Raw genomic sequence first — 18,327 nt, forward strand, 5'->3', positions numbered from 1 at the left:
ATGCATCTTCTGGCTGAGCGCCGTGTCCTGGGCACGCCCGCAAGCACCCCAGCATGGCGTTCAGGTGATTCTCTGGAGCGTTGAGCCACCGTTAAAAATTGACAGGAATTTCCACGCGGAATTGCCCGCCCTCTCCTTATGAATCCCCCTTGGCGGGCGCGCTGCGGCAATCAAATGTTAAGGCCCCGCACCTATCAATTGCTTCATCGAACTCGAATTGATCGCCGACAACGGGGGTGCGAATCGCCGAACATGACCACGGAAACGCAAAAGCATATTCTTGATCTGCCGAATGCCTTCGCGGAGCTGGATCCGCTGATCGCCTTCCTTCAAGGGGCACGTGCCAAGGCGGTCGAAATCGACTGCAGCGGCGTTGCTCTGATGCCTTCGCGCTGCCTGCAGATTCTGCTCGGAGCAGAGCAGCAGTGGCGGTCCGAGGGGGTAGGCTTCTCAGTCACCAATATCACCGAATCCTGCCGCAAGTCCCTGACGCTTCTGGGGCTGGAGCCCAACCGTTTTGAAGACGAGGAAACAGCATGAAGACCAAAGTTCTGGCAATCGACGATTCCCGCACGATCCGGAATCTTCTGGCCGCAACCCTGGAAGAGGCCGGGTTTGAATACCACTGTGCGGTCGATGGCCGCGAAGGGGTGGACATGTACTCCGACGTCGACCCCGACGTCGTGATCACTGACATCAACATGCCCAACCTCGACGGCTTCGGCGTGATCGAAGAGCTGCGCGGCCACGGCATCAACTCCAAGGTGCCGATCCTGGTGCTGACCACCGAAAGCGCACCGGAGCTGAAGGCCCGCGCCCGCGGTGCAGGCGCCACCGGCTGGATCACCAAGCCGTTTGACGATGCTTCGCTGATCTTTGCGCTCAAGCGTGTAACCGGAGCTGCGGCCTGAGATGTCCGGCTCGATTCAGGATACCTTCTTTGAGGAGTGCGAAGAGCTCCTCGAAGCAACGGATGAGGGTCTGACCGCCATCGAAGGAGGCGATCACGACTCTGAGGTTGTCAATGCGATCTTCCGCGCCGTGCACTCGATCAAGGGCGGCGCCGGGGCTTTTGGCCTCGATGATCTGGTGGCCTTTGCCCACCGGTTCGAGACCGTGTTTGACGAAGTGCGCTCCAACCGGCTGGATCTGGACGAGAAGCTGATTCAGCTGCTGCTGCGTTCCAGCGACCACCTGTCGGCGCTTGTCGAGGCGGCCCGCGATGGCGGCCAGATCGACGAGGCACACCATGATACCCTGCTGGCGGCCCTGGATGAGTACATCCCGGAGGAAGAGGAAGACCTCACCTTCGAGCCGATGGGACTTGGCGGCCCGGCACCGATGATGGACCTTGGTGATATCGGCGGTGCCCCGGCGGAACCGCAGGAGGAGACATACCGGATCCGGTTCCAGCCGCTGAAGGAAATGTACGGCACCGGTAATGAGCCGTTTTTCCTGTTCCAGGCGCTGAGGGACATGGGTGATCTGACCGTGAAGCTCGATGAGAACGAGCTGCCCGGTTTTGACACCATGGACATGGACGAAAGCTACCTGGCTTGGGATCTGGTCCTGGTGACCAAGGAGACCCGGTCAGTGGTCGAGGCGGTGTTTGAGTTTGTCGAAGGGCTTTGCGAGCTGTCGATTGCCGGGGATGGTGACGCGGAAGCAGAGGCAAATGCCTTGGCCGCACTGGATGCGATGTTCAGCACCCCGCCCGCTCCTGCCGCTGCAGACAGCGCAGACGGGGAGGCCGCAGCCGCCCCTTTTGAACCGCCGGTCCCCGCACCTGAACCCGAAGCCAAGCCGGCAGCTGCCGAAGAAAAGGCATCGGCCCCGAAAGCCGAGAGCGGCAAGCAGGAGCAGCGCGGCGGTCCAAAGCCGACGCTCCGCGTCGAGCTCGAGCGGGTGGACCGGCTGATCAACGCTGTCGGGGAGCTTATCATCAACCATTCGATGCTGGCGCAGCAGATTGCCAATCTCAACGTCGCCGACCTGCGCGACGTTGAGACGGAGCTCGAAGGTTTCAAAAACCTGGCGCGCGACATCCAGGAAGGTGTCATGGCCATCCGTGCCCAGCCGGTGAAACCGCTGTTCCAGCGCATGGCCCGGATCGTGCGTGAGGCTTCCGCAGCCACCGGCAAGACCTGCAAGCTGGTCACCGAAGGCGAAAACACGGAAGTCGACAAGACGGTGATCGAACGGCTGTCCGATCCGCTCACGCATATTCTGCGCAATGCGGTCGACCATGGCGTCGAAAAGCCCGAAGACCGGGAAGCCGCAGGCAAACAGACCACTGGTGAAATCCGCCTGTCTGCCTCGCACCGTTCCGGCAGCGTCTGCATCGAGATCAAGGACGACGGTGCCGGCGTGAACCGGCCGCGGGTCAAGCAGATCGCCATCGAAAAAGGCCTGATCCCGGAAAATGCCGAGCTCACCGACAGCGAGATCGACAATCTGCTGTTCGCACCGGGCTTTTCCACCGCAAAAGAGGTCTCCAACCTCTCGGGACGCGGTGTCGGTATGGATGTGGTGAAGAACGCGGTTACCGGCCTTGGCGGCCGCATCAACATCTCCTCGACCCCGGGCAAAGGCTCGACCTTTACCATCATCCTGCCGCTGACGCTGGCGGTTATGGACGGCATGGTGGTGTCGGTGGCCGATCAGACCATGGTGGTGCCGATCACCTCGATCGTCGAAACCATGCGCGGCAGCGACGACATGATCAACAACCTCGGCGCCGACGGCACCCTGCTGTCGATCCGCGGCAACTTTGTGCCGATCTGCGATGTGGCAGGCGGCCTGGGCCTGTACCGCGAGAGCGACCAGCAGGCCGGCGTCTACCTGCTGGTGGAGACCGAGACCGGCCAGCGCTGCGCCTTGGCGGTGGATGATATCCACGACCAGCGCCAGGTGGTGATCAAGAGCCTGGATGGCGTCTGCGGGGAAATTCCCGGCGTCGCCGCTGCAACCATTCTGGGCGATGGCAAGATCGCCATGATCCTGGACCCAGAAAGCATCATTGCGGCCTCGCCCACGGCGGCCGCCTTTGACACCGAGCGGAGAATGAGCAATGCAAGCTGAAGTGAAGCAAACCGATCAGGAAGTGAAGCACGCTGAACACAGCGAGTTCGTCAGCTTCACCGTGGCAGGCCAGGCCTTTTGCCTGAAGATCACCCAGATCCGCGAGATCCGGCGCTGGTCGCCGGTGACCATCCTGCCGCATGCTCCGGCCGATGTGCTGGGCGTGATGAACCTGCGCGGCGCGGTGATCCCGATCTATGACCTGTCGGCACGCTTCGGCCTGCATCAGACCGAAGCCAGCGAGCGCAATGTGGTCATTGTGGTCTCGGTGCATGGCAAGCCTGTCGGGCTTCTGGCGGAGTCGGTTTCGGAGATCATCTCGATCAACCCGGACGACATCCAGGACACCCCGCCGGTCGACAGCCGCAACACGATGGAATACATCCAAGGTATCATCTCGCATGATGACACCATGGTGCGCATCATCAATCTGGATGCGGTTATCTCGGCTCCGGAGCAGGTGATGCCGTGAGCGCAGAAGGTTCCATCTCTCCCGCAGCTGAAAGCTTGTCGCTGACAGACCAGGAATTCGAGTCCATTGCGCAGTTTGCGCATAAACACTTCGGCCTGGCCTTGGCGGCAAGTAAGAAACCGCTGGTGTCTTCGCGGCTGGCGCGCAAGCTGCGCCAGCGAAACTTCTCCAGCTTCAAGGAATATCTGGCGTGTCTGGATGGTCCCAATTCCGAGCAGGAGCGCAGCGGCCTGCTGTCGCTGCTGACCACAAATGTGACCCACTTCTTCCGGGAGCCGCATCACTTTGAGACGCTGCGCAACGACGTCCTGCCGCCTCTGATCGAGCAGGCGCGGCGCGGCGGGCGGGTGCGGCTTTGGTCGGCGGGCTGTTCCAACGGACAGGAACCCTATTCGATCGCCATGACTGTTCTGGACCTGTGCCCGGACGCGGCCAAGCTGGACTTTAAGATCCTCGGCACCGATATCGACCCGGTTGTGGTGCGCCACGCCCAAGGAGCGAAGTATCCTGAGGACGAGCTGGCCCAGATCGACGCGAAATACCGCAAGCTGGTGCCCGCCCGGGACGCCGAGGGGCGGCTGCCGGACAACCTGCGCAAGCTGATCACCTTCGGGGTGCTGAACCTGATCGAGCCGTTCCCGTTCCGGGGCAAGTTCGACGCCATATTTTGCCGCAATGTGGCGATCTATTTCGACAACCCGACCCAGCAGAAGGTGTGGCAGGCCTTCCAGAATGCCCTGAACCCGGGCGGTTATCTCTTCATCGGGCACTCCGAGCGCATGTCCGGCCCGGCAGCGCAGCACCTGAAGACGGCCGGGATCACAACTTATGTCAACTCACCCGCTGGCAGGACCTCCTGACCACGGCTGCAAGCAGAGCAGAAGGAAAGAAAAATGAGCTTGAAAGACTCTCTCCGCGTTATGGTCGTTGACGATATGTCAACCAGCCGGGGGATCATCACACAGAGCCTGGATGAGATCGGCATTAAGAACTACATGGTCGAAAACTCCGGCGAGGGCGCCTACAAGAAACTGGTTCAGACACCGGTGCACATGGTGCTGTCCGACTACAACATGCCTGGCATGGACGGTCTGGGCCTGCTGAAGGCCCTGCGCAGCCACCAGGTCACCCAGCGGGTTGGCTTCATCCTGGTCACCGGCAAGCCGACGCCGGAGATGATCCAGGTCGGCAAGCAGATCGGCCTGAACAACATTGTCCGCAAGCCGTTCACGGTTGCCACGATGAAGCAGGCCATCGAACAGGTCGTCGGGCGGCTGTAACGATGGAGCGTCCCGGCACAGCCCTGAGCGAACTTTGCGCCGCCTCGGCGTGGGAAATGGAGCAGTTGCGCAGTCAGATGCAGGCGCTGGAAGACGTCGTGCTCGACGTGCTGGAGCGGGGCACGCCCCCGACCAGCCAGGAACTGCGCTCCCTGCAGGACTTCGATCTGGTGATCCAGACCCTGGCCGGGCTCTCAGGTTTTTACAAGCGCGTGCAGGCGCAGGTTGACGAGTCAGGCCCCGCCGACCTGCCGGCCGCGGCAGCGGGGGTCACCCTGGAAAAGCTGCGCGACCGGCTGCGCTCTGCCAGCAGCCTGGCAAGCACTTGAACTCCGCTGCCCCGCCCTGACCAGGGCGGGGCTGTCCTGCCAGCAGCGGCGAATTTTCTTTTTAATTGCTGCCGCAGCGGACTACATTGGGCATAGCTGAAACCGCCAGCCCGGGTATCCGTATGTCTTTCCTTTTCAAACCGTTGATTTTCACCGCCTGCCTGATGATTGCGGCAGGGGCGCAGGCTGCTAGCGACCGCATCGCCCTGGTCATCGGCGTGGCGGAATACCAGTACCTGCCTCCGCTCGAAAATACCCGCAACGATGCCGTTGCAATGGCGGACACGCTGGAGGGGATCGGCTTTGACGTCAGCCTGGCGCTGGATCCGGGGACGGCGGAAATGGAGCAGATGCTGGATGATTTCGCCTTCCGCTCCGAAGTCGCCGATCTGGCGCTGGTCTATTTTGCCGGCCACGGGATCGAGGTGCAGGGCGAGAATTTCCTCATCCCGGCAGACGCCAAGGTCGCCAGCAACCGGGATGTGCAGCGCCAGTCGCTATCGCTGAAGCAATTGCTGGCGGCAGTCGACCGCGCCCGCAAAATGCGCATCGTGATCCTCGACAGCTGCCGCGACAACCCGCTGGGCGACTCCATTGCGCTGGAGCAGAGCAGCGTGCAAACGGCGGCCTCCAGCGAAACCACCCGCGGCGGCGGCGGCATGGCGCCGGCCGATCCGGACCGCGGCACCCTGGTGGCCTTTGCCGCCAAGGACGGCCAGGTGGCGCTGGACGGCAGCGGCAGCAACTCCCCGTATGCAACTGCGCTGATGGAGAAAATGGTGCAGCCCGGGCTGGAGATCAGCCTGATGTTCCGCCAGGTGCGCGACCGGGTTCTGGAAAACACTGCCAACCTGCAGGAACCCCACACTTACGGCTCGCTCACCGGAGTACCCTTTTATCTGGCCGGCCCCGGCGAAAACGACACTCCGGTCTCGGTGGCCGATGCCTCCGCCGCCTGGGCCGCGCTGAAGCCGGACCAGGAAGAACAGCTGCTGGCGCTGGCCGACCTCGGCGACACCCGGTCGATGCTGGGACTGGCCTATATCCGCCTCAACCCGAATGAGGGCCGGTTCGACCCCAAGGCAGCCGTGGAATTTCTCCAGCGCGCCTCGGACGCCGGCTCCCCGGAGGCGCAGTTCGAACTGGCCAAGCTGTATGAGCGCGGCACCGGTGTCGAAGCAGACCCGGCCAAGGCGCTGGAGCTTTATCAGGCCGCGGCAGACCAGGATTTCGCCGACGCTATCAATGATCTCGGGTTTCTTCACTACCAGGGCGGGCTGGGGCTTCGCGCCGATCCGAAAAAAGCGCTGACATTCTTTGAACGCGCCGCGGACCTGCGTCATCCGCAGGCCCAATTCAACTTCGCCGCGCTGATTGACGACGGGCTGATCCCCTCAAAAGGTCCAGAGGATTCAGCACATTACCTCTATGCAGCGCTGCGCAGCGGCAGTTCTGATGTGCTCAATTTGCTTAGCGAACGGCCCAATATGTTCACCGCCGAAACCCGGCGCGCGCTGCAACGGAAGCTGAAGGACAACAACTTCTATGCGGGCGCGATTGACGGCGACTTCGGACCGGGAACGCAGCGGGGTATCCGCCAGGCCTATGGACTGGAAGGATAAGCGCCCTACTTCAAGCGGATGTCGTTACATCGTGCTTTGTTCCTTCTTCTGCTCACCTGTTTCCTGAACAGTCCCCTGGATAGCCAAGCCGGCGGCTATGGCGGCGCTGGCGGAGTCGGTAGCGGCGGTGGCAGCGGCGATGGCGGCAGCGGTGACGGCGGCAGCGGCGATGGCGGCAGCGGCGACGGCGGCAGCGGTGACGGCGGCAGCGGCGACGGCGGCAGCGGTGACGGCGGCAGCGGCGACGGCGGCAGCGGTGACGGCGGCAGCGGCGATGGCGGCAGCGGTGACGGCGGCAGCGGCGATGGCGGCAGCGGCGACGGCGGCAGCGGTGACGGCGGCAGCGGCGATGGCGGCAGCGGCGATGGCGGCAGCGGCGATGGCGGCAGCGGTGACGGCGGCAGCGGCGATGGCGGCAGCGGCGACGGCGGCAGCGGCGATGGCGGCAGCGGCGACGGCGGCAGCGGTGACGGCGGCAGCGGCGATGGCGGCAGCGGTGACGGCGGCAGCGGCGATGGCGGCAGTGGTGATGGCGGCAGCGGTGACGGCGGCAGCGGCGATGGCGGCAGCGGCGATGGCGGCAGCGGCGATGGCGGCAGCGGTGACGGCGGCAGCGGTGACGGCGGCAGCGGTGACGGCGGCAGCGGCGACGGCGGCAGCGGTGACGGCGGCAGCGGTGACGGCGGCAGCGGTGACGGCGGCAGCGGCGATGGCGGTGCTGGTGGCGTTAGCTCTCGTGGTGGCGGCGACGGCGAAGGCAGTACCTACGGAGGCCCATCCGGAAACGGACGGTTCTTTGGCAACCGCATACGGTCTGCTGACGAAGTGGTGGACCGTGTTGCAGGCTTCCGGAACCTGTGCGGCATTGTAGGACCCTACCTTATCGACTGCCTGGCCGAACGTTTCGAAGCTTTGGAAAAGGATTTGGCTGGCCTGCCTGGCCATGAGCCGCTGCGGGAAATCCTGCAGGATACGGCCCGGGATCTGCGGCAGATTGCGCGGGAAAACCGTGACCCCTCAAAACCAAGGGGGAAGGCGCGGTCGCTGAACAGCACCGAGCGGTCGCACCGCCCGATTGTCGCTGTCGCACCGGAACGGCAAACCGCTGCCAAGGCGCAGGCGCTGGCCGTGCTGGAGGAAGCCCAGACCAAACTGCTCAGGTCCGCGGAAAACTCGCCCACACGGTCTATTGTGCGTTATCAGAGGATTGCAGCGGCGATCGACTCCAGCAAGGTACTTTTAAGATCTGCCTGAGGCGGGTTTCTACAACAGCCCCTCAGCCAGCCACTGGTCCAGCTGGCGGCGGCTGATTTCGAAATGCATGCTGTCCTCGCGGCGGAAGCCTGCGCCCCAGACCCAGCCCTGATCGTAGAAAAAATCAGCCATGATGGTCAGCCCAAGCTGGGTCTTGCCGTCGGTGAAATTGTCCAGCTTGCCGTCGATGTTAAGGTCGACCGCCAGCCCATAGCTGTGGGTGGACAGCGAGCTCAAGGTGCCGCGGATTCGGCGCACACACAGCGCCCCGGCGGTGTTGATGCGGGCATACAGATCGGGATCCGCCTGGCGGATGTTCTCGAAAACCACCTTCAGGCTTTCAATTGCCGGGCGCAACATGCTGACCCGGATAGGGCCAACCTGCTCTGTCACCAGCTTTTTCTTGAGGTCCGGGTTGGTCATCGGCTGGCAATTGTCGTTCAGATCCTCCCGCGGACGGCCCAGCTTCTCTGTCAGATACCGTCCGCCGGTGACCTTCAGCCCGCGGTTCACGTTCAGACGGTCGGCGATCAGCACCACCTGGGCATAGTCCAGATCCGCGCCCTCGGTCTGGTTCCAGATCGCGGCCTCACCTGCCGCGTCATCGGTGAAAGGGGTTCCTGTGCCTGCCCCTCCCGCGGGCAGGCTGGCAACTTCATTCTGCAAATCGCTGACCCGGGCCTGCAGATCCTCGACCTGCTGGCGCAGCATCTCAATCTCGATCCGCGCGGTGGAATCCACACCGCCAGCCCCTTGGTAATCTTCCTCGCTCAGCAGCCAGCTCAGCCCGAACCAGACCGCCGGGGCCAGCACCAGGCCAATAGCTATTATGACTGCTGGCAGAACCCGCATGTTTCCTCCCGGTTAATCTGCGCCCATTTCAATCGTTCGCCGCGCGTCAGTAAACCCCCTGATTACAACTTGCCGGAAACACCATGTTTTTTTCCGCGGAGGGCCTGTGCCTGCCATTGGCAGGCCGCGGGTGCTGGTATAAGCTGCAGTCCATGTTGCAACGGTAGGGGAGGGCGCTGAGCATGATCCGCCTGAAAGGAATTTTCGCAAGTATTCTGGGGGCCGGCCTGATTTTTGCACCGCTGGCGCAGGCGCAATCAAACGGCGGTGAACTGTCGGTTGAGGAAATCACCAACGCCTTCAAGAAACAGAAAACACGCGGCCTGGTGATTGTGCCCAGCAGCACGGAGCAAACCCAGGACACCGCGCAGGAAACCGCGACCGTAGCCGCCGCGGCTGAGGAATACAATCCGGTCGACCGGCAGACCCAGATCAATGTCCAGATCTCCTTTGACTTCGACAGCGCTGCGCTGCGCGCGGACCAGGCGCCGAAGCTGGCCAATATGTGCGAGTCAATGAAGCTGATGGACGGTACCGTGTTCCAGATCATCGGTCATACCGACAGTTCCGGCTCTGCCGCCTATAATGAGCGGCTGTCGCTGCTGCGCGCGCAGGAAGTGCGCCGCCATCTGATCAGCTCCTGCGGCGTGCCTGAGGACATGCTCAAGGCGATCGGCATGGGCGAGACTGCCCCCTTTAACCAGAACAACCCGCGTGCGGACGAAAACCGCCGCGTCGAATTCCAGGCTCTGGGCTAAGCCCGGTTTGGACTCGCGGCGGACTGCAGGCCAGGGAGAACTACATGCTTGAATCGCGCCCTGGCGACCTGTTTCAGCCGGGTGATCTGCTGAACAACACCTACAGGATTGAAGGCCTGCTGGGGCGTGGCGGCACATCTGATGTCTACAAGGCGCGGTCGGAAATCTCCGGCAACCTGGTGGCGCTGAAGGTGCTGAAGCAAGAGCTTGCCGCCAATGAGGACTTTACCGTCCTGATGGCGCGCGAGGAGAATATCCGTGAAATCCGCCATGCCGCGGTGGTCCGCTATTCGGAAAACCACCGCACGCCGGACGGCCATATCTACCTGCTGATGGATTACGTCGAAGGCCCCGGCCTCGATAAGCGCCTGAAGCAGGGGCCGATGGCGGCCGAGGATCTGCTGGTGATCTGCCGCCGCGTCGCCGAAGGGCTGCAGGCCGCACATGCCCGCAACATCGTCCACCGCGACCTCAGCCCCGATAACATCATCCTGCGCGGCGGTGATCCGGCCGAGGCGGTGATCATCGACTTCGGCATAGCCAAGGATACCAATCCCGGCGCCCAGACCATCGTCGGCAATGAATTTGCCGGCAAGTACTCCTATGCCGCACCGGAACAGATGAGCGGCGAAACCGACGCGCGCTCCGACATCTATTCGCTGGGGGCGCTGCTGCTGGCCAACTTCCGCGGCGAAGCGCCCAGGCTGGGCGCCAATCCGATGGAAGTGGTCGAAAACAAGCAGAAGCCTCTGGACACCAGCGGCGTGCCGGAACCGCTCAAGACATTGATCGACAGGATGTGCGCACCGGACCCGGATGACCGCTTCCAAAGCGCAGGCGAGGTGCTGGCGTTCCTCGACGATCCCGACGGCGGCAGCCTGGCGGATGTGCTGGACGGGCCCGCAGCCGAAGATGCCACGATCATCGTGCCGCAAACGCACCAGCCGGCACCGCCTCCCCCGCCCAAACCGGCGCCGGAGAAAGCTCAGGAGAAGAAAACCCGCGGCGGCCTGTGGGCGGCCCTTGCAGTTCTGCTGCTTCTCGGCGGCGGCGGTGCGGGAGCCTATTTCAGCGGGATGCTCGACAGCTTTATGGGACCGTCGTACCCGATTGTGCGCCCCTATTCCCTGATTGCCGAAAAACCGGCAGATGGCCCGGTGCAGATCGTTGGCAACGTGCCATCGGAGGCCACCCGGGACGCCCTGCTGGCCTTGGCGCAGGACGCGGACCTGACCCTTGCCTCCGGTGAAATCGCTGAGACCTGGGGCGCCGATGTGCTGGACACGGTGCAGCCGCTTGAGGGGCTGCGCGAATGGCGGCTGGTGGTCAGCAACAACAAGGCCCGCCTGACCGGCACAACCGATGACACCAATACTGCGGAAATGCTGAACGAACGTTTCCGCAACGGCCTTCCCGGCGCGCTGGAGGGCAAGGCGGAAATCCGGTTTGAACTGCCGATGCTGCCGGTGGCTGAGGTCAAGGCGGTGATGGAGGCCTTTGCCGATTGCGGCCCGCTTGTGCGCGACGGCAACGGCCACTACGACGGCTATGCGCCCACCGATCCGATCCTGATCAGCGGGCGGGTTGCCAGCACCGGAACCCGGCTGGAACTGTTCGACGCCCTGCGTGCGCTGGCCCATGAACGGCAGGTGGTGCTGGATGTCGAAGTGCTGAACGACTCTCTCTGCGTAGTAGAGCAGCACCTGCCCAAGGCGCCCCCCGGCGGTGCGGAGGTTCAATTTGCGGTGGGCGGCTCGTCTGTCGAGCCCAACCCCTCGGGCCGCTTCTTTGTCGGGGAAAACCCGGTGATCGACGTGGTGCTGCCGGCGGATGTAACCGATGGCTACCTGACCGTCTCGGTGCTGGATGTATCCGGCAACGTGTTCCACCTGCTGCCCAATATCGCGCGGCCCGACAATGCGGTGGCCAGTTTGCGCGACGGTGCTGCGGGCGATGTGCCGGTGCGGGTTGCCTACAGCCTTGAGGAATCCTCCTCCGGCGGCGGCATCGCCTTCAAGGTGGACGACAGCACCCTGGGTAAAAGCAAGGTTCTGGTGCTGCACTCCTCGGAGCCGCTGTTTGACGGCATGCGCCCGACCTCGGAAAGCGCCGTGGGTTTTGCAGAAGCGCTGCAGGCCAGCTACGAGGCGGATTCCAGCCGCATCCGCTCTCTCGACAGCCGTATTCTGGTTACTGCCAAACCCTAATCGCAGAACCGTGAGACGAGTTTTCCGGGCGTCCTCCCGTACAGGAGAACAGCCGGCTTACATCACATCAACCACGACGGCGGTGATATTATCTGCGCCGCCGCCGTCCAGCGCAATCTGGATCAGCCGGTCACCGACAGTTTCCAAAGGTGTGCCGCCCAGCACATCCTCAAGGATCGCGAAGGTGGCGTATTTAGTCAGCCCGTCGGAGCAGACCAGGAAGCGGTCGCCCGGCTCTGTATCCCCGCGGACCTTATCGATCTCGAGGTCCTCCCCCACTCCGACGGCGCGGGTGATGGCATTGGATTGCGGGTGCTGGTCGGCCTCATCCCAGGTCATCTTGCCCGCCAAAACATATTCCGCCACCGCCGAGTGATCCTCGGTCAGCATCTCGATCCGGCCGTCGCGCAGCCGGTAGATGCGGCTGTCCCCCGCCCAGAGGCCGACAAAGTGCTGGTTCGCCATGATCAGCGCCGCCACGGTTGAGCCGATGGTGCCTCCGCCGCGGGAGGCGGCCTCCGCCCGGATCGCCTTATGCGCGGTCTGGATCGCATCCCGCAGCGCGCGCATCCGCGCCGCCGGATCCAGCCCCAGCGGGATCGTCGCGGCAGCATCGGCAATCAGCCGGCTGGCGTAATCACCCGCTGCATGGCCGCCCATGCCATCGGCCACAAGCCAGATGTCATGCTCCGGCAGTGCCAGCACGGCATCCTCGTTGACCTTGCGCTTCAGCCCCACATGGGTTTTCGCGGTGTAACGGTATTTGCGCATCGGGTTCATCATGAAACCTTGGCCCCCGCCCAGACCGGCGCGCCAAGGTCAAACAGCCCCAGCGCCGCAAGGCCCTGCGGCAGCCCGTTGCACGCCAGCGTCCGCGGCTCCCCGTTCAGAACTGCCGTCCACAGGCTGCATCCCGCCAGCCGGGCGCCCAGCACATCGCCAGGCAAACCGGCAGGCAGCCTCTCCAGGCCATGCCTCCCTGCCAGAACCACCGCCACACCCGGATCCGGCCAGGGGCCTTCAACCCGTGCTTCCGGAGCCTGTATGTCTGCGAGTGTTTCTGCCAGGCGGTCCTTGGTCATCGTGTCCTCCAATGCATCCAGCGCCACATCCTCCAGCCGTTCAAATAATGCGGCCTCGCCGAAATGGTACAACGCCACCGCGCCCTGCCCCGGCAATCCCGCCATCAGCGTCAGCGGAAACCGGCGCCCGACGCGGTCGACCGAGGGCATCATGACGCCCATGACCTTACCCGAACCGGCCAGACCGGCAGGCAGGGTGAACCGCCAGATCGGCGCGGTCATGTAGTGCGCGTCAAAGCCTGAGCCATAGGCCGCCCTGCCGTCCAGCAGAACCTGCTGCAGCCAGGCATCCCACACCCGCACAAACCCGCCCGGCGTGTTCAGCCGGAAAAAATCCCCGGCTGACGGCATCTTACCGAAGGCGCCAAAACCCGCCATCACATCGACTTCGGGCAGCTGAATTTTGCCATCGCCGGCAGGGCGAAGGGGTTGATCACCGAACCGGACTGAAGCTCAAACAGCGCCAGCCGGCCGCCCACGCGGAAATTCACCCGGCGCCGGTCCGAGACATTGGTGCGGCGCACCTCTGCCGCGTCCAGCAGCCGGAACCAGGCCCAGGGCCCGTCGCGCGACAGCACATTCTCGCTGTCGCGCTTCTGCGGCAGCAGGGTCAGCCGCGCCAGCCCGACCGAGCCGGGCCAGGTAACCGCCACCGGGGTTGGCGCGCCGGAGCGGTGGTTATAGGCGACCTTGGTGCCGTCGATCTCCAGCAGAACCTCCTTGGCCTTGGGGTCCAGCGCGTTGACGGTAATCTGGAACTGCACCGCGGGCTGCGCGCCGCCGGCAAAGAACGCCTCCTTGATTTCAGAGGCATATTGCATCTGCTGCAGCACCGCCTGGCTGATGCCCAGATCCACGTCATTCACACGCTTCCACGTCCAGGGGCGGCTGCGGGTGTCGACATATTTCAGCAGCTGGTCATTGAAGAAGCCGTCGATCAGCCCGCCCGGCGCAAACAGCTTGGCAAAATCCGCCATTGCCACATCTGCCCGGGCCGAGCGGTTGAACGGATACCGGTTGGCCAGCGCCTGTTCGCAGAACGGCAGCACGGCGGACTGCCAGCGCGCGTTGATCGACGCCCGCGTGCCCTCAGAGGTGATCCCGGAGGAGCCCGCCGAAATCTGCGTTGCCCAGCGGGGCAGCGGGCCGCCCATGCGGCTGGCGGTCTGCTGGAACTGCAACAGTGCCTGCCCGCTCTGGCCGCCGGTGGCAACACCGGAGAAAGACATCTTGTTCAGCTCCTGATAGACCATCTGAAGCTGCCCCATCAGATCATCCAGCTGCGAGGGCTGCCCCTCGGGCCGGTTGACGAGGTCATAGAGCCACTGGAACCGCTCCTGCACATAGGCTCCCGGCGGCTTAGCCGCCTGACCAGGCGCATTTTCGGCAGAGCCGACCAGCGCCTCCAGCAGGATCTGCCCTTGGATCGACAGGTTGGAACGCGCCTCAATCGCGGCCACGTTCTGGGCGCCCGCGGCAAGAGTGCCCGCGTCCAGAAGCGATTTGTCTTCGTTCAGCCGGGTTTCATTGCTGACGTCGGTCAGGATATTGACGATCGGAGAGGTCGGCCCTGACAGCACATTGGTCACCTCCACCGCATGGGAGAGCGACTCGAGCGGGATGATATCGATATCGCCAAGGATCTGGTCATAACGGCTGATGTAGTCGTTGTAATAGAGGTCCAGCACATCGCGACTAAGCTTCAGCAAAACCGCCTCGTTCTGGGCGGCCCCGCTCTGTTCGCCCAGAACCCAGGCCTCGCGGTGGACACGCTCGGCGACGCTTACCGCTTCCGGCAGGAACACGTTGTGGAAGCCATCATAGGTAAAGATGCCCTCGATCCCGTCATTCAGCGGCTTGCCGGAGCTGCGCACCAGCACCCGCTTGACCGACGGGCCGCCGACATCGGTGATCCGCCATTTCGGCAGGCTGGTGGCCTTTTGCGAATTGAGGATGCCGTTGTAGACCCGCTGCGCCAGCGGCATTTCCGACAGGATGTTCTGCGCCTGGGCTACCAACGGTCCGTTCAGCGCAATCTCCTCCATCGGCTGCGACAGCAGCGCCGTGAGGTGGTCCATCAGGTCCGCACGCAGCTGGGTGCGGGCAATGCCGGGATAAGCAATGTTTTCCCAATCCAGCCGCATCCATTCCTTGACCAGATCCTGGTTCATCGGACCCTGCAGGCCCAACATCAGGTAGATCTTCAGCGCCTCGTAGAGAGTATCGGGGTTGTTGATATTGCCCTCGATCTGCTGCTCCAGCCGCACCAGCAGCCGCGGCAGCAGGCGCTGGTTCAGAGCCGCGCGGTAGGTCTGGGCGGCCTGGGTGCCAATCACCTCGCCCTGATAGAGGCCATAGGTCATCGCCCGCTCAGGCTCCGGGTCGGACAGCACCGGATTGCCTGGCAAATCACGCAGATTGTTCAGCGCCGCGGCCACCGGCACCAGATCGGTGTCGCCGACCGGGCTTGGCGGCAGCTGGGCCGCGGCAGCCTGATAGGCCGAGACCTGGCCCTCCGCCTGAGCAATCAGATCGGTGTTCTTGAGATAGGACCGAACCCACAGCGTGCCCATCGCAATGGCAACCAGCACGGTTGCGGCGATGGCAATCCGCCGCGTCCAGCGGTAGCGGCGCTCGACCTTGTCATCGGCAGAAACCAGCCCCGCCTCCGGGAACATCACGCCTTCGAACAGCCGGGTCAGGAAGAAGGAACGCCCGGTCCCCTGCCCTGAGCCAATCGCCTGACGCCCAATACCGAACGTCTGGGCCATACCCAGCATCAGCCGGTCAATCGGAGTGCCTTCCTGCGTGCCGGAGGTGAAATAGACCCCGCGCAGCATCTGACGCTGCGCATAGCGGTTGTCCTGGAACACCTCCATCAGGAAGTCGCGGGCAACCCCGCGCATCGAGGCCACCTGCGCCGGGAAGCCGGCGATCAGCGCCCGGCGCTGATGTTCGGTCTCGGTTTGCATCTTCTCCAGCAGCTGCGCATTGATCTGCCCCAGCAGCAGCCCGAATTCCGCGTCAAACGCGGCAATCGGCGGCTCTTCCTTCTTGCCCTTGGGCAACGGCAGGGTGAACCCCCAGACTTGTTCGCGGTCCTCCTTGCCTAAGTTGTCGTGGAACTCTTGGAAACCAGCGATCAGATCCGCCTTGGTGAACAGCACATAGACCGGGAAACGCACCCCCAGCTTCTCGCGCAGCTCCGTCAGGCGATGGCGCACCGCGGCGGCGTGGCTTTTCTGGGTGATCTCATCCTGCAAGCTGAGGTCCGACAGCGAAATCGCGACAATGGCGCCGTTGATCGGCTGCCGCTTGCGGTATTTCTTGAGCAGCCCCAGGAAGCCGAGCCAGGCGGCGTTGTCCGCATCCGCATCGCTCTCCTGCGTGGTATAGCGCCCGGCGGTGTCGATCAGCACCGCGTCATTGGTGAACCACCAGTCGCAGTTGCGGGTGCCGCCAACGCCGCCAATCGCCGCCTTGCCCATTTTCTCGGCCAATGGGAACTGCAAGCCGGAATTCACAATCGCAGTAGTCTTGCCCGCACCCGGCGGGCCGATCATGATGTACCACGGCAGGTCGTTCAGGTGCCGGCGGCCGCCCTTGGACTTGCGCAACTCCTTCATCGCGTCCTTGAACTTGCCGCGCAGCTCGCCGATTTCCTCCGACAAAACATCATCTTCCGAGGTGCCCGCCACCTCGGCCATCTCCTCGGTCATCTCCTTGTCCTTGCGGCGCCGCCGCCAGAAGATGATCCCGATGATGATAAAGTACAGCAGGAAGATCACCCCGATGGTGATCAGCCGCGCCATCACGCCGTCAAAGGGTCGCCACTCGGAACTACCAATGAAGGGCGCAAAGAACCAAACACAGGCCGCCAGCACCAACGCCAGGATCAGCAGGATGGTGTAGATCGACCGGAACAGGGGAAAGATATAACGGCGGATCATCCCTCAACCTCCTGAACCAGCAGGATTTCGATCCTGCGGTTCTTGGCCCGCCCTGCGCGGGTGCTGTTGTCTGCAATCGGCTCCTTGTCCGCGCGGCCTTCAGCCGACAGCCGGTCCGGATTGGTCATCACTTTGGCCATGCCCGCCATCACCGATTTCGCGCGCGCCAGCGACAGCGCCATGTTGGACGGGAAGCGCGACGACCGGATCGGCACATTGTCGGAATGCCCTGCCACGATAATCCTGCCTTTTTCATCATTCAGTGCCTCGGCCACCCGGTTCACCGGGTTTCGGAACGCCTTGCTGAGCTGATCCGAGCCGGAGCCGAACATGCCAGAGCCGGTCAGCCGGATGATCAGCGTGTTGCCCTTCTGGAACACCTGCACGATGCCTTCCTTGATCTCCGGCTCCAGGAATCCGGCCACCTTGGCTACCTGTTCCTCGGTGGTCGGTGCCAGTCGCGGCGGCGGCGGCGGCGCGCGCCGTTCCAGTTCCACCTTGGGACCGGAGTCGACGATGGACAGCTGCCCCACCACATTCTCCGTCTTGTTCGACAGCATCCAGCTGAGGCCGATGAACTGCAGCGCCAGCACCGCAGCAGTGGCCGCCAGCGTGATCCACACCAGCCGCCAGACCGATAGCGCCTTGAACGGTTTCACCAAACCTTCCCAATGCGGCGACAGATCGCGCTCCACCGGCCCGCGCTGGTTGCGGATGATCCGCGCCAGCGCTCCGCGGATCTGCAGGTGCTTCTCGGAGCCGCCCTGCTCCACCCGCAAGCGGCCCTCGAACCCCAGCGACAGGCACATGTACAGGAATTCCAGCATGTCGATATTCGCGCCGGGCTCCTTCTCCAGCCGGGCCAGCAGATCATAGAACCGGTCGCCGCCGACCACCTCGCGGTGGAAGGTCGCCACCATCGACTGCAGACCCCAGGAGGACTGCCCGCCCCAGGGCGTGTTCAGCACTACATCGTCCAGCGTCGCGCACAGGGCGTAACGGGCGATCTTCACGGTCTGCGCGGCAATGCCCGCCTGCAGGGCGCGGTTTTCAAACGCGCGCACCTCCGCCACCACGCTCTTGCGCAGCGCGTCCGGGTCCATGTGCTGGGCCCGGTTGCGGATCCGGGAAATCAGCGCAAACAGGGTCGAGGCGCAGGCGGTCAGCTGGTTCATCCCCGTCAGCGCCATCTTCGGCGCTTTCTGACCGCCCGCAGCAGCCTGCGGTTTCGGTGCCGCCGCCTGCGGCACGCCATAGGCATCCAGACCGGCCTCGGCAGGCGCGGCCGGCTGTTCCGGCGCCGGCTGGGCCTGCGGTGTCTCCGGCTGCTGCATCGGCGCGGCAGAGCGCCGCCCGCCCGGGTTCGGCTTGATCACCGTTTTGTCGGTATCCCCCGGTTCGGCAAAGGGATCGTCATAATCAGCCATCTCAGCGCCTTCC

General features: G+C 63.7%; 17 protein-coding genes. 11 read left to right on the forward strand and 6 right to left on the reverse strand.

Going from position 1 to position 18,327, the window contains the following annotated elements:
• Positions 1-252: 252 nt before the first annotated feature.
• The 8 genes from AC5STI_RS21585 to AC5STI_RS21620 all read left to right on the forward strand — a co-directional run bounded on the left by AC5STI_RS21585 (position 253) and on the right by AC5STI_RS21620 (position 6,784).
• The gene (locus tag AC5STI_RS21585) at positions 253-540 is read left to right on the forward strand and encodes an STAS domain-containing protein (RefSeq protein WP_421056856.1); all 288 of its coding nucleotides are present in this window, start codon (positions 253-255) and stop codon (positions 538-540) included.
• Positions 537-911 carry a response regulator gene (locus AC5STI_RS21590; protein WP_421056855.1) on the forward strand — a complete coding sequence of 125 codons (375 nt, stop codon included), beginning with the start codon at positions 537-539 and terminating at the stop codon, positions 909-911. The genes AC5STI_RS21585 and AC5STI_RS21590 overlap by 4 nt, the downstream gene beginning before the upstream one ends.
• Position 912: 1 nt before the next feature.
• Complete coding sequence (locus AC5STI_RS21595) at positions 913-3,081, forward strand: chemotaxis protein CheA (RefSeq protein ID WP_490400325.1); 2,169 nt, start codon at positions 913-915, stop codon at positions 3,079-3,081.
• Entirely contained in the window at positions 3,071-3,553 is a 483-nt protein-coding gene (locus tag AC5STI_RS21600) for a chemotaxis protein CheW (RefSeq protein ID WP_008558479.1), read from the forward strand. Before AC5STI_RS21595 ends, AC5STI_RS21600 begins: the two co-directional genes overlap by 11 nt.
• Positions 3,550-4,413 (forward strand): CheR family methyltransferase, encoded by an 864-nt coding sequence (locus AC5STI_RS21605; protein WP_475054660.1) that lies wholly within the window; start codon positions 3,550-3,552, stop codon positions 4,411-4,413. The genes AC5STI_RS21600 and AC5STI_RS21605 overlap by 4 nt, the downstream gene beginning before the upstream one ends.
• 33 nt (positions 4,414-4,446) lie before the next feature.
• Positions 4,447-4,833: a response regulator gene (locus AC5STI_RS21610; RefSeq protein ID WP_027233853.1), complete on the forward strand. Its 387-nt coding sequence runs from the start codon at positions 4,447-4,449 to the stop codon at positions 4,831-4,833.
• Positions 4,834-4,835: 2 nt separating this feature from the next.
• Positions 4,836-5,162, forward strand: a complete 327-nt coding sequence (locus AC5STI_RS21615) for a DUF8776 family protein (RefSeq protein ID WP_490400324.1) — start codon at positions 4,836-4,838, stop codon at positions 5,160-5,162.
• Positions 5,163-5,284: 122 nt separating this feature from the next.
• A complete protein-coding gene (locus tag AC5STI_RS21620) occupies positions 5,285-6,784 on the forward strand; it encodes a caspase family protein (RefSeq protein WP_495448298.1) in 1,500 nt (499 codons plus the stop codon).
• Positions 6,785-6,808: 24 nt separating this feature from the next.
• On the opposite strand, the gene AC5STI_RS21625 is transcribed toward AC5STI_RS21620, so the two are convergent.
• Complete coding sequence (locus tag AC5STI_RS21625; protein WP_495448299.1) at positions 6,809-7,729, reverse strand: hypothetical protein; 921 nt, start codon at positions 7,727-7,729, stop codon at positions 6,809-6,811.
• Here AC5STI_RS21625 and AC5STI_RS21630 point away from each other — a divergent pair.
• Positions 7,709-8,038, forward strand: coding sequence for a hypothetical protein (locus AC5STI_RS21630; protein ID WP_495448300.1), 330 nt, complete (start codon positions 7,709-7,711; stop codon positions 8,036-8,038). The genes AC5STI_RS21625 and AC5STI_RS21630 overlap by 21 nt on opposite strands.
• Positions 8,039-8,047: 9 nt before the next feature.
• Here AC5STI_RS21630 and AC5STI_RS21635 read toward each other — a convergent pair whose 3' ends face one another.
• Complete coding sequence (locus AC5STI_RS21635) at positions 8,048-8,890, reverse strand: M15 family metallopeptidase (protein ID WP_495448301.1); 843 nt, start codon at positions 8,888-8,890, stop codon at positions 8,048-8,050.
• Between the two features lie 182 nt (positions 8,891-9,072).
• Between AC5STI_RS21635 and AC5STI_RS21640 the strand changes: the two genes are divergently transcribed.
• Both AC5STI_RS21640 and AC5STI_RS21645 read left to right on the forward strand, forming a co-directional pair.
• Positions 9,073-9,648 carry an OmpA family protein gene (locus AC5STI_RS21640; RefSeq protein ID WP_475054668.1) on the forward strand — a complete coding sequence of 192 codons (576 nt, stop codon included), beginning with the start codon at positions 9,073-9,075 and terminating at the stop codon, positions 9,646-9,648.
• A gap of 44 nt (positions 9,649-9,692) precedes the next feature.
• Positions 9,693-11,855, forward strand: coding sequence for a serine/threonine protein kinase (locus AC5STI_RS21645; protein WP_495448302.1), 2,163 nt, complete (start codon positions 9,693-9,695; stop codon positions 11,853-11,855).
• Between the two features lie 57 nt (positions 11,856-11,912).
• Here the strand turns inward: AC5STI_RS21645 and AC5STI_RS21650 are convergent, their stop codons facing one another.
• The 4 genes from AC5STI_RS21650 to tssL are packed head-to-tail and all read right to left on the reverse strand — an operon-like array spanning position 11,913 to position 18,314.
• Complete coding sequence (locus tag AC5STI_RS21650) at positions 11,913-12,635, reverse strand: PP2C family protein-serine/threonine phosphatase (RefSeq protein WP_495448325.1); 723 nt, start codon at positions 12,633-12,635, stop codon at positions 11,913-11,915.
• Entirely contained in the window at positions 12,635-13,315 is a 681-nt protein-coding gene (tagF, locus tag AC5STI_RS21655) for a type VI secretion system-associated protein TagF (RefSeq protein WP_495448303.1), read from the reverse strand. The genes AC5STI_RS21650 and tagF overlap by 1 nt, the downstream gene beginning before the upstream one ends.
• Positions 13,315-16,887, reverse strand: coding sequence for a type VI secretion system membrane subunit TssM (tssM, locus tag AC5STI_RS21660; RefSeq protein WP_495448304.1), 3,573 nt, complete (start codon positions 16,885-16,887; stop codon positions 13,315-13,317). Before tssM ends, tagF begins: the two co-directional genes overlap by 1 nt.
• A complete protein-coding gene (tssL, locus tag AC5STI_RS21665) occupies positions 16,884-18,314 on the reverse strand; it encodes a type VI secretion system protein TssL, long form (protein WP_475054674.1) in 1,431 nt (476 codons plus the stop codon). Before tssL ends, tssM begins: the two co-directional genes overlap by 4 nt.
• Between the last annotated feature and the right edge of the window lie 13 nt (positions 18,315-18,327).

The sequence above is a fragment of the Leisingera sp. CC-HEC096 genome (assembly GCF_059429235.1).

What these genes read in the sequence shown, in the direction of transcription:
- AC5STI_RS21635 (WP_495448301.1), bottom strand. Translation starts at nt 8,890, where the DNA reads ATGCGGGTTCTGCCAGCAGTCATAATAGCTATTGGCCTGGTGCTGGCC.
- AC5STI_RS21645 (WP_495448302.1), top strand. Translation starts at nt 9,693, where the DNA reads ATGCTTGAATCGCGCCCTGGCGACCTGTTTCAGCCGGGTGATCTGCTG.
- AC5STI_RS21640 (WP_475054668.1), top strand. Translation starts at nt 9,073, where the DNA reads ATGATCCGCCTGAAAGGAATTTTCGCAAGTATTCTGGGGGCCGGCCTG.
- AC5STI_RS21585 (WP_421056856.1), top strand. Translation starts at nt 253, where the DNA reads ATGACCACGGAAACGCAAAAGCATATTCTTGATCTGCCGAATGCCTTC.
- AC5STI_RS21625 (WP_495448299.1), bottom strand. Translation starts at nt 7,729, where the DNA reads ATGGCCAGGCAGGCCAGCCAAATCCTTTTCCAAAGCTTCGAAACGTTC.
- AC5STI_RS21600 (WP_008558479.1), top strand. Translation starts at nt 3,071, where the DNA reads ATGCAAGCTGAAGTGAAGCAAACCGATCAGGAAGTGAAGCACGCTGAA.
- AC5STI_RS21595 (WP_490400325.1), top strand. Translation starts at nt 913, where the DNA reads ATGTCCGGCTCGATTCAGGATACCTTCTTTGAGGAGTGCGAAGAGCTC.
- AC5STI_RS21650 (WP_495448325.1), bottom strand. Translation starts at nt 12,635, where the DNA reads ATGAACCCGATGCGCAAATACCGTTACACCGCGAAAACCCATGTGGGG.
- AC5STI_RS21620 (WP_495448298.1), top strand. Translation starts at nt 5,285, where the DNA reads ATGTCTTTCCTTTTCAAACCGTTGATTTTCACCGCCTGCCTGATGATT.
- AC5STI_RS21615 (WP_490400324.1), top strand. Translation starts at nt 4,836, where the DNA reads ATGGAGCGTCCCGGCACAGCCCTGAGCGAACTTTGCGCCGCCTCGGCG.
- tssM (WP_495448304.1), bottom strand. Translation starts at nt 16,887, where the DNA reads ATGATCCGCCGTTATATCTTTCCCCTGTTCCGGTCGATCTACACCATC.
- AC5STI_RS21610 (WP_027233853.1), top strand. Translation starts at nt 4,447, where the DNA reads ATGAGCTTGAAAGACTCTCTCCGCGTTATGGTCGTTGACGATATGTCA.
- tssL (WP_475054674.1), bottom strand. Translation starts at nt 18,314, where the DNA reads ATGGCTGATTATGACGATCCCTTTGCCGAACCGGGGGATACCGACAAA.
- tagF (WP_495448303.1), bottom strand. Translation starts at nt 13,315, where the DNA reads ATGGCGGGTTTTGGCGCCTTCGGTAAGATGCCGTCAGCCGGGGATTTT.
- AC5STI_RS21590 (WP_421056855.1), top strand. Translation starts at nt 537, where the DNA reads ATGAAGACCAAAGTTCTGGCAATCGACGATTCCCGCACGATCCGGAAT.